The organism is Alteromonas sp. BMJM2, assembly GCF_027257845.1.
Taxonomy (GTDB): domain Bacteria; phylum Pseudomonadota; class Gammaproteobacteria; order Enterobacterales; family Alteromonadaceae; genus Alteromonas.
In genome coordinates this window covers 22812-40382 of the sequence record NZ_JAPVOT010000017.1, presented here as the reverse complement: position 1 = coordinate 40382, position 17571 = coordinate 22812, and the positions used below count along the sequence as shown (strand labels likewise).

The window sequence follows — 17571 nt, the reverse complement described above, 5'->3', positions numbered from 1 at the left end:
GTGGCTTTCGTATTTCCGCGATACCCTGCTATCAATCCGGTTTTCTTTATTGGAGCTTCCGCCGGAGGCGTGAAAGCTTTTATCGCCTTAGCGTCTGCGTTGCCCGATGACTTTCCCTGCCCCGTATTTTTCCTACTTCATCGATTACGAGACAGTGAGGTTAATTCGCCTGGAATGCTAGCAGTGCTGCAGTCGAAGTCGAACTTGCCAGTTAAAATTGCAGAGGATGGAGAAGTGGTTCGTTCCGGTTGCATTTACCTTCCCCCTGAAAATTTAAACATTGGGATTGACGATAACCAAGTTTTTTACTCCGATTTACCAGATGATGAACTCTGGCGACCGTCAATCAATTTTCTTTTCAAATCCGGCGCTCGTGAATACAAGGACCGTGCGATCGCTATATTGTTAACGGGCAAGTTAGATGATGGAATACAGGGTATGATAGAAACAAGTCATCAAGGAGGCATCACCGTGGCTCAATCGCCTAGTGATGCATACGAACCTCATTTACCTCTTATGGCACTGATGAACGACCATCCATCTCACGTCTTACCCCTTGCCGATATTCCAAAGTTAATGTGTGAGTTTGTTCACCACAATCATTTTGATAACCAAAAAGATATCTTTGAAGAATCCGCAAAAATTGCAACGTCACTAAAGGACGAACTTCAATAAAACGAAACACTAACGACGTGAGTAAACTGGGTAATTCTTGCACTTAGCCCTATAGTTAAGTCACATACTGACGAAATAGCATTCTCAAAAAACTTTTAACCTGCTGATAAAAAAGATTATATAAAACTGGTACGCGAAATGAATTGGTAAACTTGAATCAACATCTCTGTTGAAGGTTGTACAGAGATTAAACATCAAGGAATCTGATATGAAAAAATTAGCATTAGCATCATTAATTGGTACCGTAATTTCAGCAAATGCATTGGCGGTCGAAAGTGTTGAAAAAATTGAAACTGCATTTGCCGAGCTTGATAACAACGATAACAGCTACATTCCTCAACAAGAAGCAAAGGGCAACAAGATTTTTGCACATTTCTCAAAAATCGATGTTAACTCTGACAAGAAAATTTCGTTAGAAGAGTTCAACAGTCACGTTATCAACCAACCCCAGCATTTTGACCGCGACTTAGTTGCGTCGGTTGAAACAATGAAACACAACATGAGCGATATTCACGACACGCCTTCAGTTTCAACTAAAGATGAAAGGTTAACCTACGAACTTCAGGAAAACGCGCAAACTGAGATTAAAGACGACGAGTTTGAACCTAAGATTGACGTCGAAACAGATGCTGTTGCTATCGCAAAAAGCGAATTCGATATGATGGACGTCAATAATGATGGTAAGTTAACTAAAGCAGAGGCTTCGCGAAGCGGAGTCACGGAAGACTTTGACAACATTGATGAAAACGGTGATGAATTAATCTCTCGTGTTGAGTATTCAACGTTGCAGCGTAATACTGATAGTAAATCAGACGAATAGCAAAATCGTGCTCAGTAACAAAAAAACGCGCCTTTACGGCGCGTTTTTTTACTCTTTTTTATAGTCATCGTGACATGACTTACAGCTTGCGCCAATTTTCCCAATCGCATTCCTATAAGCACTTTCATCGCCAGCATCTACTGCTGTCTGCAGGCCTTGGGCAGCACTTTTAAATGCAGCTATTTTAGTTTCAACATCTGAGAAGTTTTCCCAAATGGTGTCTTTAGCGCCAGTGTCCATGTTGTATTCTCTTGTATCTACCGACAGATAATCGCCCATCATGTTAGCAAGCTGTTCTAACCGTACCGCGTTAGTTTCAATCACTGATTCATCAAATGGCAGTGCCCCTTTGGCCATTCCGCCTAATGGCCCCATATTGCTTTTCACAAGTTGAAAAATTGATTGGCGATATTGCGTTGCCGCTTTTGCATGCTTTGCCGACATTGCTGGCTTTACTTCTGCGGCTAATGCGTTACTAGAAAACGCAACACTTGAAAATGCCATGCAAGCTGTGGCTGCGATTACTGCTTTATTTATATGTTTCATGCCTGTTCCCTTTTTTTAACACTATGAGATTTGCTTTCTATACACTGCGGTATCAGTGGTGATTTTTATAAGGCCTGTTGCCCCGCTGTTTCCAGCACGCACTTTTCATCGTGACGAAGAGCCGTTCAAAGCGCAAGTGATAATTGATAAAAATCAGGCGAAACAATCTAGGAACATGCCAAGCGCATGTTAGGGACACACAAAGTACCCCCGCAAATTTGAGAGTTAGGAAACACAAGAAATTACAGCGGTGAGGAGTTAGAAAAATGATGGCAAGTAAAAAAAGGCAAGGCCCCATTAAAGGGGCCTCTAGTGCGGCGCAATGCCGCTACCATGTTGAAATGGTAATCACACCGCTTAATAGCGTGGTGTGATAAATTCAGTATGGTTGAAGATTAAATTCTTCCGTTAAGCTCAGCAGAAATTGGTGAGTCTTGTAAACCTTGCTCAGCAATCCACGCTTGTAGTGTTTTGCCGTCTGCTTCTGGTGCCTGAAGGTCTTTACTAGGCATTTTCTTAACGAGTAAGGTGCCCACTTCAACCGCATTGCTGGTTACTGCTGTGCGAATAAGACTTTGACCGTCACATGAGATACCTGCGTAATAATCGCGAAGTTTTAAACGGTAGTCTGACTGAACGCTACGCATTTTCTTACGAAGCTCGCCTTTGTCGTCAGCCTGTACAATAGTACAGATATTAGCAAGTGCATCACTGATACCGTCTGCTTGTGCTGCGTTAGAGAAAGCAAGAGTAGATGCTGCGATAATGATAGAGGTTTTAACTATTTTCAACATGGTTAAAGTTCCTGTTTCTGATTGATTAATGTTGGTTGCAACTCACTCGTCGTTGCTTGAGTTGTATTAAACGCCACCTTCACAAAAACAAAAACATGTTGGGCTATATATACGTATTCAAACCTATACTTTAGTTGAATCCAGAAATTACCACCCAGTTTTAAATGTGGAAATTGTCTATCAATTTCAAAAACTTAATTATAATCGACGCAATAGAAACAGATTTATTGAATATAGGGAAATAAGGACAAAAAGTATGAATTGAAGAGTTGATTAGGCCCAATTGACCTAGATAGACAGTGGCTACAGATAAAAAAAATGCCAGTTAGCACAGCTAACTGGCATTTAATTGCTATCTTTTTAAGTTGTTCTTCCGTGCTATTTTTTGGCTATTTCATTAAGCCATCAAACATAATGAGGTGTGTAACCTCACCGGCATTACGCAGTAATTTAACACCTAAAAAGCTGACTAATTTAATTAGTTAAATCGTCGAAAAACTTTTTAACGCCATCAAAGAAGCCTTGTGCTTTAGGGCTATGCTTGCTTGACGCTTTACCCATAGACTCTTCAAGTTCGCGCAATAGCTCTTTCTGCTTAGATGAAAGGTTTACTGGTGTTTCTACCACGACCTTACACATTAAATCGCCAATCGCACCTGTTCGCACCGACTTAACACCTTTGCCACGCAGCCTGAACATGCGGCCAGTTTGTGTTTCAGCGCTTATTTTAAGCTTTACTTTGCCATCAAGTGTTGGCACTTCCAACTCGCCGCCTAGTGCTGCGGTGGTAAAGCTAAGCGGTACTTCGCAATACAGATTATTGCCGTCACGCTCAAAGATTTTGTGCTCTCGAATATGTACTTGAACATACAAGTCGCCCGCTGGTGCACCGTTTTCGCCGGCTTCACCTTCGCCTGACAGGCGAATTCGGTCACCCGTATCAACGCCTGCTGGAATCTTAACATTAAGCGTTTTTGTCTTTTCTTTGCGACCATGCCCGTGACAGCTGTTACATGGATCTTCAATAATTTTGCCTTTACCAGAACAGGTAGGACAGGTTTGTTGAACCGCGAAGAACCCTTGACGCATTTGCACTTGACCGTTGCCGTGACACGTTGGGCATGTTTTTGGCGAAGAACCATTTTTAGCTCCAGAGCCATCACAAACTTCACATTCTGCTAAAGCAGGAACACGAATATCAACGCTCTTACCGCGAACGGCTTCTTCTAGCGAAAGCTCAAGATTGTATCGAAGGTCTGAACCTTGACGAGCGCGAGATTGACGACCACCACGACCGCCGCCACCAAAAATATCACCGAACACATCACCAAAGATGTCGCCGAAATCTGCACCACCGCCGTAGCCACCGCCACCGCGATTAGGATCGACGCCTGCGTGACCATACTGATCGTAAGCAGCACGTTTCTGTGAATCTGACAGAATCTCGTAAGCTTCTTGAATTTCCTTAAACTTAACTTCAAGTGCTTTATCACCCTCAGTACGGTCTGGGTGATATTTCATCGCTAGCTTTTTGTACGCTTTTTTAATTTCGCGTTCGCCAGCACTTTTATCTACTCCAAGCACTTCGTAGTAGTCACGTTTCGACATATCGTTTACTTACCCTACTTATTGTCGACAAGCATATAAATCGCCTGTCAAATCTACATCTAACTGTTGTGAAAATCACCTGCACTGCTCATACGCTAACGACAAGTCATTTACACAACAAAGGCGCAGCAAGAAAATCCTGATGCGCCTGAACTGCTAAACAGCCCGGCGCACCGGGCTAATCAATACAGCTTACTTTTTATCTTCGTCTTTTACTTCTTCAAATTCAGCGTCAACAACATCGTCGTCGCCTTTTGCAGAAGCTTCTGGCTCAGCGCCTTCTTGTGCACCAGCTGCTGCACCTTGCTGCGCTTGCGCTGCTTCCATCAACTTGCTAGACGCTTGGATAAGTTCCTGCGTTTTCGCTTCGATTTCAGCTTTGTCTTCGCCTTTGCTCGCTGTTTCTAGCGCACTTAATGCTTCTTCAATTGGCGCTTTGTCTTCTGCACTTAATGCATCGCCAACTTCTTCCATTTGCTTACGAGTCGCGTGGATCATGCCGTCAGCTTGGTTGCGAGCCTGAATAAGTTCTTCGAACTTCTTATCAGCTTCTTTGTTCGCTTCAGCATCGGCTACCATTTTTTCTACTTCATCGTCACTTAGACCTGAAGACGCTTTAATCGTGATCTTCTGCTCTTTACCCGTATCTTTATCTTTTGCTGATACGTGTAGGATACCGTCGGCATCTAGGTCGAAGGTAACTTCGATTTGCGGTACACCGCGAGACGCAGGACGAATACCTTCCAGGTTGAACTGACCAAGAGACTTATTGCCGCTTGATTGCTTACGCTCACCCTGTAGTACGTGTACTGTTACCGCAGACTGATTGTCTTCTGCTGTAGAGAAGGTTTGAGACTTCTTCGTTGGAATAGTCGTGTTCTTCTCGATTAGCGCCGTCATTACGCCGCCCATGGTTTCAATACCAAGAGACAGTGGAGTAACGTCTAGAAGCAATACGTCTTTAACATCACCAGAAAGCACACCACCTTGAATTGCCGCACCTACTGCAACAGCTTCATCAGGGTTAACGTCTTTGCGTGGCTCTTTGCCGAAGAATTCAGTTACATACTTCTGAACTAGAGGCATACGAGTTTGACCACCAACCAAGATGATATCGTTAATCTCGCCTACTGATAGACCAGAATCTTCGATAGCCTGCTTAAGTGGGCCAAGCGAGTTTTTAACTAACTCTTCAACAAGAGATTCTAGCTTAGAGCGAGTTAGTTTAATCGCTAAATGCTTAGGACCTGAACCATCAGCAGTGATGTAAGGCAGGTTAACCTCTGTTTGTTGTGAAGATGAAAGTTCGATTTTCGCTTTCTCACCGGCTTCTTTAAGACGCTGCATAGCAAGCGGATCTTTGCGAAGGTCGATGCCTTGATCTTTCTTGAACTCGTCAACAAGATAGTTGATAACACGGTTATCGAAATCTTCACCACCAAGGTGGGTGTCACCGTTTGTAGCGAGTACTTCAAATGTGTGCTCGCCGTCTACTTCATCAATTTCGATGATAGAGATATCGAACGTACCACCACCTAAGTCGTATACTGCAACGATGTTATCGCCTTGCTTTTTGTCCATGCCGTAGGCAAGAGCAGCAGCAGTTGGCTCGTTGATAATACGCTTAACTTCAAGACCAGCAATACGACCCGCATCTTTAGTTGCTTGACGCTGAGAATCGTTAAAGTATGCAGGTACAGTGATAACCGCGCCTGTCACTTCTTCGCCAAGATAGTCTTCAGCGGTCTTTTTCATTTTCTTAAGTACTTCAGCAGAGATCTGAGGAGGCGCCATTTTCTCGCCTTTCGCTTCTACCCATGCGTCACCGTTATCAGCCTCTACAATTTTATAAGGCATGATGTCGATGTCGCGCTGTACTTCATTATCTTTAAAGCGGCGACCAATCAAACGCTTGATAGCGAATACGGTATTTTCAGGGTTAGTTACTGCCTGACGCTTCGCTGATTGACCGACAAGCGTTTCGCCGTCATTGGTGTATGCAATGATTGATGGCGTTGTACGATCGCCTTCCGCGTTTTCAAGTACGCGTGGTTTGTCGCCGTCTAGAACTGCGACACATGAATTTGTTGTACCTAAATCGATACCTATGATTCTACCCATTTTCGTGTCTCCGAAAAGTTTCTTAATTCTGTAAAATTAGTGGGGTTATTCCCGCTATTTTCAATACTTGTCAGTAAAAAAACTGACTATTTTGTGTCTTTTTTCGCTGTGCGTCGTCTTGACAACTTACGCCTGCGTATCAACACCACCGCTTGGTGCGCGCGATACCATTACCATGGCAGGGCGAAGCAAACGGCCGTTTATTTGATATCCTTTCTGCATCACTGCCATTACTGTGTTCGGCGCGTGGTCTGCACTTTCTTGCATCGACATTGCCTGATGCAAATCAGGGTTAAAGGTTTCGCCCTGCGGATCAATAAGGGTTAATCCAAATTTCTCAATAGTGCTCATAAAAGATTTGTGAGTCATTTCCACACCTTCGAGCAGCGGCTTCACAGCTTCATTGTCGCTATCCGAAAGTTCGATAGCGCGCTCTAAGTTGTCAACAACAGGCAAAAGTTCGCCAGCAAAACGCTCTAGTGCGAATTTGCGGGCCTTTTCAACTTCACCTTCAGCGCGACGACGAGCATTGTCGGCATCAGCACGAGCGCGAAGAACGCCGTCTTGTTGCTCTTTAATCGTTGCTTGAGCTTCAGATAAAGCAGTTTCTAACTCGTAAATGCGCTGTGAAGCTTCATCGTGAAGGGCGCCAGAACCTTCTACTTCCTGACCTTCAACTTCTACTTCTTCAGTAGCCTGTACAGTTTCATCAACTGCATTTTCTTTATCTGCGTGCACGTCGCGATTGTCGCTCATGCCTACCTCCAAACATTGTATAAATTGGGCAACACCCATCTGCTAGCAATACTAAACAAAGGGATTATCTGTGTTGCGCTTATTTATGGGGCTAGTTTGTAAGCGATCAAGGGTAACCACACAATTTTTGTGGTTTGAATTTAATTTTTTTTCGAAACGAGGACGTGTTGATCTTTGCTGTACAGTTTTGCAGCGGTCTGTGAACTGTTTAGACAAGGCGAATAGTTGAAGGTCTAGCAGGCTAAATCGAAACCATTCAACGCAGTGTAAACAGCTCACAGGCGCTGCCCGAAGGGGGCGTTATGAAAGCATTTTACTCTTTGGCACAGCCCTTTGACTTAGCCCACTAGGTCTACAGGACTGTTTCGCGATTAAAATGCTTTCATTTAGCCCAAAATTCGTACAACAAAAATCAACACGCCCTAATTATCAGCGTGAATACTGCTCACTATTGTGAAAATCGTGTTAACGTAAATCTGTGATTTTTATGAGGTGGGTGAATGCTTAGCATTTGGTCTGTAGGCAGTATTGTTGCCGTTTATCTTTTTATTTTGTTTGCTATTGGCTTCTGGGGCGAAAGGTACCTTAAAGACAATCGTCAGCACCCTATATTATACAGTCTAGGCTTAGGCGTTCACTGCACGTCGTGGGCGTTTTTTGGCACCACGTCCCAAGCTGCTGAATACGGATGGGCTATTGTACCTACTTATATGGGTATTATTGCAACCATGATATTTGCATTTCCCGTGATTTTGCACATCAGTCGGTTATGTCAGCAACACAATATCACTTCCCTCGCCGATCTTATTGGCTTGAGGTATAAGCACTCTCACCTTGTGGCGGCTTTTGTTAGCGTACTGTGCTTTGTGGGGGTTATTCCGTACATCGCTTTGCAGCTCGATGCCATTACAAAAAGTATTACTCTGATCACGCCCAATACCGCCGAGGCCAGCCAAAGCGTTAGTATGTATGTGGCTTTACTAATGGCTATTTTCGCCATCATTTTTGGAACGCGAACCCTTAACTTAACCGACAAGCACCCCGGCCTATTAATGACTATTGCATTTGAGTCGGTGTTTAAGCTTGTGGCGCTGTGGTGTATTGGTATTTTTGTTTGCTATTTTATGTTCGACGGTGTGCTCGACCTTATTTCAAAGGCGTCTATAAATAAACAAGCGCGAGAAGTGATCTATTCCGACAGCGCTCCCCTTGTTTATGTTACTCACGTAATGCTTGGGGTTTGCTCCATGTTTGTACTGCCGCGTCAATTTCATATGAATTTTGTCGAGCTAAACGGCGAAGGGGAACTGCGAACCGCTCGCTGGTTTTTCCCCATCTATTTATTGGGCATGACCGTTTTTCTTATTCCTTTGGCCCTGGCTGGCAAAATGCTGCTTCCCGAAAGCGTAAGCTCAGATACCTATGTGTTGGCGCTTCCTCTTTTTGCCGAAAACACGCTGTTCTCAATCATTGCGTTTTTAGGAGGGTTGTCTGCAACCACCAGCATGGTAATTGTGGCCACGCTAGCCCTAGGCATTATGATTGCCAACAATCTCGTTACGCCCTTGTGGATAAAAGCGAGATTAAGAACCGAGCCAAACCATACGCTTGAGACGAATAAAGTACTCGTTATTCGCAGGCTTACCGTGTTAGTGGTGCTATCGGTGGCGCTTTGGTACCACCTCAATGTCAGCCAAGCTGCACCGCTGGTAAAAAGCGGCGTGATCGCCATCGCGTTGTTGGGACAGTGCTTTCCCGTGCTGATGTTTGGCCTTTATTGGAAGAAAAGTACCAAGGCTGCCGCTCTAGCTGGTTTATTTTCAGGGTTTCTTTGTTGGTCTGCACTTCTGCTCTACCCTAGCGTCATGTCTAGCTATTATTTTAATCCACCACCCACCGATGCTCAGTTAGGCATTGGTTTTATTATTTCACTTATTACCAACGCCGCCGTGTATATTCTGGTTTCACTAGTGAGCAAGCTAGGCTTGATTAATAATCATGCCGGTGAGTTGAGTAACAGCATAGAAACATCACTGTCTACGCCCTATTTAAAGATTCGCGTTGGTGACATCATGTCATTAACCTCTAGGGTGTTAGACAAAAAGAGCCATGACACCTTAATTAATCAACTCTCCATCGACGTCTCTGACGCTAGCGCTAACGGGCTTGCCAATCACACCTTATTGCAACGAGTAGAGCAACTTCTTGCAGCGCAAGTTGGCGGACCAAGCGCTCGTATACTATTAGGCGCTATTGCCGATAAAAACACAGATTCACTTCCTGAACTTGTAGACTGGGTGGAAGAAGCTTCCCAGTCTTTTCAGTTTAATCACGAGGTGCTGCAATCATCAGTGCAAAACATCGAGCAGGGAATAAGTGTACTTGATGAAAAACTACAGTTGCTCGCTTGGAATGAGCGGTATGTTGAGCTATTTCGCTACCCACGAGGCTTTTTGAAAGTTGGTATGTCGATTCATGACATTCTGAGCTTCAATGCAAAACGGGGGCTCTTTGGAAAGCACGAGCTAAAAACTGACGCAAGTAAAACCAGAACTTTAACCACAAAAGATTCAGCTACAGCTGTCAATTCTGATAGAGAGACTGACAATACTGATGGGGCTGCACTACATAATCATATTGACAAAGAAATTGAAAAACGCATTCACTTTATGCGAGAAGGAAGCCGCCATAAATATATACGAAAACAACACGATGGTAGAGTTATAGAACTTAACGGCGCCCCCCTTCCCGGAGGCGGCTATGTAACGACTTACAGCGATATTACCGAATACATCGCCATTCAAGATGAGCTTAAAGAGTCAAAGTCTAAACTTGAGCAGAGGGTAATGCGCCGCACGAAGGAGCTACAACTTGCCAAGCAGCAGGCCGACGCGGCAAATGAGAGTAAAACTAAGTTTTTAGCGGCCGCGGGACACGATCTCATGCAGCCCTTTAACGCCGCTACACTCTTTGCATCAATGCTAGAGAAAAAAACAAAAAATAGTGAATTATCTGACTTGTCTGAAGGGGTAGTGAACTCACTGAACAACGCACAAACACTTCTTTCCATGTTGCTAGATATGACGAAATTAGACACTGGCGTTCTCAAACCAGACAAAGCAACGTTTGCAATAGACGACGTGCTTTCATCATTAGTGGCAGAGTTTAGTCTCATTGCTTCACAGCGAGGCATTTCTTTAAAATACGTGAAAACAAAGTGTTACACACACACCGATAAGCACTTGTTTAGAAGAGTAATTCAAAACTTACTGTCCAACGCCATACGATATACACAAGACGGCAGTGTTTTAGTGGGTGTAAGGAAATGTAAAAGTAACAATAAAGCTGCACTGAATGTTTGCGTATACGACACAGGGCCAGGCATTGAACCCCATCAGCAGGAGGAGATTTTTGGTGAATTCAACCAGCTAGAAAACCCCAATAGCTCTCAAGGCATTGGGTTAGGATTAACCATTGTTGATAGGATATGTAAGTTACTAGGCCATTCTGTATCGCTGAAATCGGCCTTACATAAAGGCAGCTGCTTCGCTATAAATGTGCCTAAATGCGCGTACACATCCCATAATAAACGCAAAGTAGATAGGCAAGGAATATTATCATTTAACGATGAAGAGCCAAATATTACAACGGCGGGGATACCTAACGATGCGCAATCTAGAACGCCTAAAGAGGATAAACACTCGCTCTTTTTAGTGAATACACGAATTTTACTTATTGAAAACGACGAGCAAGTGGCGGTGGCCATGCAGGCGTTACTCAGTGATTGGGGGGCCGAAGTAATTGTAGCAACAGGTAAAAAAGACGCCATTGATGCTTACTATCAAAAGCCTGACGTTGTTATCGCCGACTATCATCTAAATTTTGGCGAAACCGGAACAGACATTTTGCAGTCAATGGATGTCATGCTAGCTGAATCGACACCATTATCTAAATCATCAAAGCCACTTAAGTCTGACACACCCGTGCTGCGTATATTAATCACCGCGAACCGCAGCCCTGAAATAAGGGAGTTGGCTGGAGAGATGGATCTTGCCTATTTACCAAAACCTGTAAAACCAAGTGCCCTCAAGCGATTGTTAAAGCAGACGTTTAGCTAAAGTCGGTAATGACTCCCCTACCGCTAAAGTATTTAGTACAGTGCCAGTATGGCTTTTAGTGATGCTACGTCTACTGGTTTAGTGAGGTATTCATTCATGCCAGCATCGATGCATTTTTGTTTTTCGCTGTCCATGGCGTGGGCTGTTAGCGCTATTATAGGAAGCTTTATATTATCATCACCCGCATCCCCGTCGCGAATACGACGAGTTGCCTCATAACCGTCTAAATTTGGCATTTGGCAATCCATTAAAACTAGGTCGTAATGTTTCGCGTTCGGCTTCGACAAACGCTCTATCGCTTCAGCTCCATCATTAGCGACATCTACACTCACTTCCAAGCTATTTAAAATCCCCAACATAACCTGTTGATTTATTGAGTTATCTTCAGCTAATAACACATGTAATTTAAAAAATGCATCATCATTGACATCTCGACGACTAAATTAATGACTAACCACCCCGCCCAATTTAGCAGTATCAATAACACCCAGTGCAGCCTGTTCGAGAGAACAATTCCGCTGGCAAGAATAACTAAAAAAGATTGGTTGTTTGCTCAGATGATTGAGAGAACCATAAATGTAAAAGGCTATTCGTTGTGCCAAGCAATAATATTGAAACAAGCCATAAACGCTGCCATGCACTTGATATATTTTGTGCTGTCAGCATAAGAGTGAAGCTAATGACAGCGGTTATGGATGCGGATGTGACAAGCACCCATTTAAATTTTTCGGTAAGTAACAGTAAATGACTAAAGGAAAGCACTAGATATAAAAAGAAAAAAGCCATTGCAACAGGTTTTAGTGGCTCCTGATGTACGCCTTTAACTGTTGCCGCTGACTTGTGCAAACTCATCTGAATCCTAGGCCGAGTTTAAGAGGGTAGATATTAGGCTAAATCCATAACATTTACATAATCAATTAGGCTAAGAATTGCGCAGCTACTTATCCTTAGCACTGTCTTCTATTCTGCAGCTTTGGGGGCAGCTACTTTTAGTGTGAATATGGTCGGTGCTGTTTTTTCCATTAACACCGTCGTCGTTTATCTGTTTATTTGTTTATCGCTGCGACCGGTATCGCTTTCACCAATGAAGTTTTCATCACTAATGTTTTGTTCAGTGCGGTTTTGTTCAACATTATGACCAAGCACCACATCGATAACTGTTTGCTCATGCTCAGTGAACGCCGTTTTAAAATTATCATTGTGTACGGGTATTGATTTACGCATAGGTGGAGCAATGCGCTCGTTCGCTCTTGCCAACTGCTGGGTAAAATCTTCTATAGATATTCGATTGTAGGTATACACTCCCTCTTTCTTGCCTCCAATAGACGGCGTGAGTAGGTCGTCATGTTCGAGTAAAAACGCATGCTTGAATACCGCCTGAGATTTGGTAAAGCAATGTGTTTTGCTGCGCAGCATTGCCGCTTCTGGCAGCGCTTTAATACGAACGCTGTCATGGCTTTTTTGCCATGTAACACCACACACACTCACTACATAAGCGTCATCTTGCTGTGCGACGGTGGCTCTGGCAAGTGGGGAGCCCGCGGGCATGGCGTCTAACGCCTTTATAACGTCGGGTAATTCATTGAGAGAAAGCTTTTCTAATGTCATTACACCGCTATTAGAGGTGTAAGTCAGCTTCAGCGTATTTTCTAAGTAATACACTTGGCCGGTATCTTGCCAGATAGAAACGGCATCGTTTTTGTGATTTTTGATATGTTTTTTGTTTTGCTGAGAAGCAAGGGACTGTTTATTCAACCCACTTGATAAGCGCTTAATAATATTTGATAACACGGCACACACTTCATATTATTGAGTGTTGTGTTTTACGTATTTATAGCCAGTGTGGTTTAATTCTCACACTATAATAGTACTGAATTGGTTTACCCTTAATGAGTTTACCTTCAATTGATTTGCCCTCGATTGGCTTCCCAAGCCTTACTACTTATCGACTTTATCCACTCTACTCGCCACCTGCGCCCGCAAGCTAGAGTAGACTCCAGCCAAGGCAGCTGCGTCTAAGCTAAATTGAAAGCCTTCAAGATAACGACTACCTCGCCTGTCAACTAGTCCATCCACAGGCGCTTTATTTGTTGTTGCTGCTAAATCTAATACTATCGACACTGATATACGTACCGATTACTCTAGAGACAGCATCACATTTTAAAAAGGATTTGCCGTTGCGACTGTTTTTCTCCGCTTCAATGAACTTGATACTCTTTGTATTGCTAACAACCTTGATAGTTGGGTGCAATGACACCAATGAATTAAGTGAATCTGAAAGGCGATATAACGCAGCAGTGACGCTCCATGCGGAACGTATTGAGGAAACAAGAGTACTACTAGATGAAAAACTGACAGGCGAATTTTTATCTGACGTTAATACGCTCATTTATGCAAAAGAAAAGCTCGATAGTGCAAAGTCTGTTTTCATTGATGCAAAGATTGTCGGTATCACCACCCCTGATGCACTAGCACTTGAATTGAGGTTAAAACAGTTTGAAAAACAAGCCGCCACGTCATCTTTATCGTTATTGCGTGCAGCACTTGAAAAGACCCTTAATTTTCAAAGTAGCGTACACGATATGCCGCTAGCACCTGTAAGCGGCGCATCGTTAGAAAGTAACTCGATGATCGAGTACATGGGCAAAAAATTCAATACCTCACTTGATGATTGCTGTCTTAAGGACCTGAAAAATATCGAAGTCTTTATGCGAGGCGCTGAAGGCGAACTGTTTTATGCGCTGCGAAAACGTATTCTCAATGTGGAAAATGATTTAACTCGGGTATTGTCTGACGACGACTATCGAAGTGACTATAAAAAGCGCCTTAAGCAATTAGAGAATAAAATAAATGCTTACTTTCAGCCGTAAAGCATCCACGCGATAGTATTACGGTATATTAATGGTCTAGGGTTAAAATTTGAGAATATTTGAAAGCGTTTGAAACGCGTAGTACCTAGGATAGTGGCGGTAAGAATAACGATAACAATAATAAAAACGAGCCGATAAGGAATGAGGCGTATGAAAACGATATTACAACTTTCAATAAGTGCACTTTATGTAGCATCAATATATTCATCTAATGCTTTTGGCGAAGCGCAGTCAGAGGCTATCCCAATTATTAACAGCTACCCGGACTGTAATTATGAAGTATTGAAAGAAATTACATTACAGGATGCCGCCTCACGGCTATCACATAGTGATAACGATTCACAAAAAGGCTCGAACTCCTCAAGCGTCTCGGGCAAACATACCCAGTCAGATGGCAACACCGATGCATTATCCTTATTAAAGCAAGCTGCACTTCTTGATGCAAAAGAGCTTGGTGCCAATCAAATTGTACTCGTATCCAGCGAACAGCTCTCTGATAATAGCGATGGGAATGAAGAGGCTTCCAGCAAAACCCGCTCTTTTGAAAAAACATCCGCTGCAAAGCTCGACACTGCTGATTCCGACTCTACTGCTTCCGACACTACTAATTCAAAAACAACTGCTCTAGACACTACTATTGTGAGTGCCGCGCTAATAAGCAGCTGTAACTCCAAGGCGTTAGCAAAAATTGGCGTAAAGAGAAATCGTTTGCTTGGTACTACCAAGGTAAGTATGTCCTACGAGTACAGTACCGTCGTCAAGGGACGAGACATGACCTTTGATTTTGCCGACTATGCAATAGGCGGAAAGAAGGAGGTACAAAACCCTGAGCTTAAAAACCAAGTAATTTCCTACGATAACGGCGTATTTGGGGTAAAGGTAGAAGATGATTTATCTATGCTGCTTGAAACATTAGGCACTCCTACCGCCGAGTTAATTCTCAATGACACTGACACCTTATATGTCTATGGGCGAAACCTATGGATTGTGGTGCGAAACAACAAAGTAAAAAGCATACAGAGTCATAACACGTGGCTCTCTGCTGGTTTGATTAATTATTTCGAGTTTGATGACAGGCCATTTCTTGCATGGCAAGTGAACGGCTCCATTGGCAGAGGGGACGATGTAAAATCCTTTGACGCCAAACTCGATGGCAATCTAAAAGAAGAATATACCTCTCGACTAGCAGCAAAGAATGGCGTTTTTATTGATATCGGATTAACCCTTGAGATAGCTAATGGAGACAAGCGTTACGTCGCAAAAGACTTTGCTTATGGGTACCTTGATGGCAATGATCCTACAGCTGATTCTGAAATAGCTCCTGAAATAACGAATTCGAAGCCGAGTATCTACGAAAAAATACACAGCGACCTCACCGAAGCATCTCAAACGCTAGAGCCCATTACTATAGACCAATTTTCCTTTGCTCCCGTACTTGCAGCGCGTGGTTATCAAGACAAGACACTGCATATCTATGACAGAAGCCTGGCTATGGTGTATTCCAACAAAACACTGAGAAAAATAATAGTAAGAGACTCGTTTTTTAAAAATGTGCCACCTAAGGGCAAATGGACCTTCGGACCTCTGCGCGCTGGTATGAACGAGGAAGATGTGACAGCGTTATTCGGTGAAGAAAACATTTTTGCACTTGGCGATTATTGGGAAATCTATGTCGATAATCTGAAATATGAACTCTATTTTGCCGAAAACGAAAGAGGTGCAATGGTACTCGATGAACTAGAGGTAGAGATGTTTTAGGACTAGCTGCCATCGTTATACTCAACTATCACTACAGATGTGTTGCACTCTTTCTTATAAAGCAATCTTATATTACATAAATGTATTTATAACTGTGTTAAAGGTTCACTATGCTTAAATTGTACGGATTTGATGTTAGTAATTACTACAACATGATTAAACTGGCGATGGCGCTAAAAGGGATAGATTATGAAGCCGTCATGACGTATCCAAATCAAACGCCAGAATATTTAGCAATCAGTCCAACGGGTAAAGTGCCCGCATTGCAAACAGATCAAGGCATACTGGTAGAAACCAATGTCATCCTTGAGTATCTTGATGAAATCTCGCCTCAAGCGCCACTTTATCCAACCGAGCCCTTCGCAAAGGCCAAGGTGAAAGAGTTAGTTAAGCTCATCGAGTTATACATTGAATTACCTGCAAGGCGCTGTCACACAGAGGCGTTTTGGGGCGTACCCGTTGATGAAATCACCAAAAAAGAAGTGAAGCGCGCATTGTTTAACGGTGCTCAAGCGCTTGCCCGCGCCGCTGAATTCTCTCCTTATATTGCAGGTGACACGTTAACTGCGGCCGACATTATGCTGCTTTATTCCATGGACCTTGCAGCTCCGGTGGCTAAAAAGCTTTTTGATGTAGACTTATATGAACATGCTCCTGGCAGCAAAGCACTCATGACCAGGTTAAAAGAAATGCCGGAAGTACAACAAATTGAAACAGATAAACGCGCCGCTGCGCCAGCGTTTAGCGCCTATTTAAAAAAGGCCCTTGGCAGTAAATAAACGGGTGCCAATTGGTACATGTTGGCCAACATTATCCATCGGTTCGCATAGCATTTTTAAATGCTATGCCAGCCTTGGTTCTATTGATAACCCCTAGCTTCTTTAGCACTGCCGAAACATGCTGCTTTACCGTTGACTCTGAAATCGCTAACTCGTAAGCAATTTGCTTGTTAAGCAAACCATCAGCGACCATTTTAAGCACTTTCAATTGATGAGGCGTGAGCAGGCTCAATCGCGTGCTGAAGTCATCCAAGGCACTGCTAGCATCCGTAGTGGCACTGATATGCTCTGGTAACCAGGTTTCGCCGTCTAATACCGTATCTACCGCGTCAATAATACAATCCACAGACGCTGATTTAGGAATAAATCCACTTGCGCCCAACGCGAGTGCTCGCTGCACAATACCTGGCGCATCTTGCGCTGTTACAATAACTACAAGCACATCTGGATACTCAGCTCTAATCTCAGACAATCCATTCAAACCCTCACTGCCTGGCATTCCCAAATCTAAAAATACGATGTCGATGCTGGTATCTTGAGCCAATAACGCTTTTGTCTCTGGAAACGTAGACGCTTCAAGTAGCACTGCGCCGTCGCTGTTTTGTAGCGCATGGCACATTGCAGCACGAAATAGCGGGTGATCATCAGCAATAAGCAATTTTACCGGTACTGGGCTATTCATTCGTCGCTACCATTTGTATCTAGCATTTTTATCTGTCGTCCGTT

General features: G+C 43.4%; 16 protein-coding genes. 6 read left to right on the top strand and 10 right to left on the bottom strand.

Annotated elements, in window-relative coordinates:
- Nucleotides 1–675 (top strand): chemotaxis protein CheB, encoded by a 675-nt coding sequence (locus O9X84_RS15570; protein ID WP_269520612.1) that lies wholly within the window; start codon nt 1–3, stop codon nt 673–675.
- A 208-nt stretch (nt 676–883) separates the two neighbouring features.
- Complete coding sequence (locus O9X84_RS15565) at nt 884–1495, top strand: calcium-binding protein (RefSeq protein WP_269520611.1); 612 nt, start codon at nt 884–886, stop codon at nt 1493–1495.
- Nucleotides 1496–1543: 48 nt separating this feature from the next.
- Here O9X84_RS15565 and O9X84_RS15560 read toward each other — a convergent pair whose 3' ends face one another.
- From O9X84_RS15560 to grpE, 5 genes are all read right to left on the bottom strand, one after another.
- Complete coding sequence (locus tag O9X84_RS15560) at nt 1544–2041, bottom strand: c-type cytochrome (protein WP_269520610.1); 498 nt, start codon at nt 2039–2041, stop codon at nt 1544–1546.
- A 395-nt stretch (nt 2042–2436) separates the two neighbouring features.
- Complete coding sequence (locus O9X84_RS15555; protein WP_269520609.1) at nt 2437–2835, bottom strand: DUF3718 domain-containing protein; 399 nt, start codon at nt 2833–2835, stop codon at nt 2437–2439.
- A 474-nt stretch (nt 2836–3309) separates the two neighbouring features.
- Nucleotides 3310–4443, bottom strand: a complete 1134-nt coding sequence (dnaJ, locus tag O9X84_RS15550; RefSeq protein WP_269520608.1) for a molecular chaperone DnaJ — start codon at nt 4441–4443, stop codon at nt 3310–3312.
- 192 nt (nt 4444–4635) lie between these two features.
- Entirely contained in the window at nt 4636–6564 is a 1929-nt protein-coding gene (gene dnaK, locus O9X84_RS15545; RefSeq protein WP_269520607.1) for a molecular chaperone DnaK, read from the bottom strand.
- Nucleotides 6565–6690: 126 nt separating this feature from the next.
- Nucleotides 6691–7320 (bottom strand): nucleotide exchange factor GrpE, encoded by a 630-nt coding sequence (gene grpE, locus O9X84_RS15540; RefSeq protein ID WP_269520606.1) that lies wholly within the window; start codon nt 7318–7320, stop codon nt 6691–6693.
- Nucleotides 7321–7820: 500 nt separating this feature from the next.
- Between grpE and O9X84_RS15535 the strand changes: the two genes are divergently transcribed.
- On the top strand, nt 7821–11438 hold the full coding sequence (locus tag O9X84_RS15535; RefSeq protein ID WP_269520605.1) for a PAS domain-containing hybrid sensor histidine kinase/response regulator: 3618 nt from the start codon (nt 7821–7823) through the stop codon (nt 11436–11438).
- A gap of 32 nt (nt 11439–11470) precedes the next feature.
- Here the strand turns inward: O9X84_RS15535 and O9X84_RS15530 are convergent, their stop codons facing one another.
- From O9X84_RS15530 to O9X84_RS15515, 4 genes are all read right to left on the bottom strand, one after another.
- Nucleotides 11471–11836, bottom strand: a complete 366-nt coding sequence (locus tag O9X84_RS15530) for a response regulator (RefSeq protein WP_442864548.1) — start codon at nt 11834–11836, stop codon at nt 11471–11473.
- A gap of 133 nt (nt 11837–11969) precedes the next feature.
- Nucleotides 11970–12290, bottom strand: a complete 321-nt coding sequence (locus O9X84_RS15525; protein ID WP_269520603.1) for a hypothetical protein — start codon at nt 12288–12290, stop codon at nt 11970–11972.
- A gap of 186 nt (nt 12291–12476) precedes the next feature.
- Nucleotides 12477–13229, bottom strand: a complete 753-nt coding sequence (locus tag O9X84_RS15520) for a hypothetical protein (RefSeq protein ID WP_269520602.1) — start codon at nt 13227–13229, stop codon at nt 12477–12479.
- 147 nt (nt 13230–13376) lie between these two features.
- The gene (locus tag O9X84_RS15515) at nt 13377–13559 is read right to left on the bottom strand and encodes a hypothetical protein (protein ID WP_269520601.1); all 183 of its coding nucleotides are present in this window, start codon (nt 13557–13559) and stop codon (nt 13377–13379) included.
- 56 nt (nt 13560–13615) lie between these two features.
- Between O9X84_RS15515 and O9X84_RS15510 the strand changes: the two genes are divergently transcribed.
- From O9X84_RS15510 to O9X84_RS15500, 3 genes are all read left to right on the top strand, one after another.
- Nucleotides 13616–14308, top strand: a complete 693-nt coding sequence (locus O9X84_RS15510; RefSeq protein ID WP_269520600.1) for a hypothetical protein — start codon at nt 13616–13618, stop codon at nt 14306–14308.
- A gap of 150 nt (nt 14309–14458) precedes the next feature.
- Nucleotides 14459–16066: a hypothetical protein gene (locus O9X84_RS15505; RefSeq protein WP_269520599.1), complete on the top strand. Its 1608-nt coding sequence runs from the start codon at nt 14459–14461 to the stop codon at nt 16064–16066.
- A 110-nt stretch (nt 16067–16176) separates the two neighbouring features.
- A complete protein-coding gene (locus O9X84_RS15500; protein ID WP_269520598.1) occupies nt 16177–16845 on the top strand; it encodes a glutathione S-transferase family protein in 669 nt (222 codons plus the stop codon).
- 31 nt (nt 16846–16876) lie between these two features.
- Here the strand turns inward: O9X84_RS15500 and O9X84_RS15495 are convergent, their stop codons facing one another.
- Nucleotides 16877–17527: a response regulator transcription factor gene (locus O9X84_RS15495; protein ID WP_269520597.1), complete on the bottom strand. Its 651-nt coding sequence runs from the start codon at nt 17525–17527 to the stop codon at nt 16877–16879.
- Nucleotides 17528–17571 lie beyond the last annotated feature (44 nt).

Bases quoted from the DNA above. Each gene is read 5' to 3' on its own strand.
- O9X84_RS15565 (WP_269520611.1), top strand. From the start codon at position 884: ATGAAAAAATTAGCATTAGCATCATTAATTGGTACCGTAATTTCAGCA.
- O9X84_RS15560 (WP_269520610.1), bottom strand. From the start codon at position 2,041: ATGAAACATATAAATAAAGCAGTAATCGCAGCCACAGCTTGCATGGCA.
- O9X84_RS15555 (WP_269520609.1), bottom strand. From the start codon at position 2,835: ATGTTGAAAATAGTTAAAACCTCTATCATTATCGCAGCATCTACTCTT.
- dnaJ (WP_269520608.1), bottom strand. From the start codon at position 4,443: ATGTCGAAACGTGACTACTACGAAGTGCTTGGAGTAGATAAAAGTGCT.
- dnaK (WP_269520607.1), bottom strand. From the start codon at position 6,564: ATGGGTAGAATCATAGGTATCGATTTAGGTACAACAAATTCATGTGTC.
- grpE (WP_269520606.1), bottom strand. From the start codon at position 7,320: ATGAGCGACAATCGCGACGTGCACGCAGATAAAGAAAATGCAGTTGAT.
- O9X84_RS15535 (WP_269520605.1), top strand. From the start codon at position 7,821: ATGCTTAGCATTTGGTCTGTAGGCAGTATTGTTGCCGTTTATCTTTTT.
- O9X84_RS15525 (WP_269520603.1), bottom strand. From the start codon at position 12,290: ATGAGTTTGCACAAGTCAGCGGCAACAGTTAAAGGCGTACATCAGGAG.
- O9X84_RS15505 (WP_269520599.1), top strand. From the start codon at position 14,459: ATGAAAACGATATTACAACTTTCAATAAGTGCACTTTATGTAGCATCA.
- O9X84_RS15500 (WP_269520598.1), top strand. From the start codon at position 16,177: ATGCTTAAATTGTACGGATTTGATGTTAGTAATTACTACAACATGATT.
- O9X84_RS15495 (WP_269520597.1), bottom strand. From the start codon at position 17,527: ATGAATAGCCCAGTACCGGTAAAATTGCTTATTGCTGATGATCACCCG.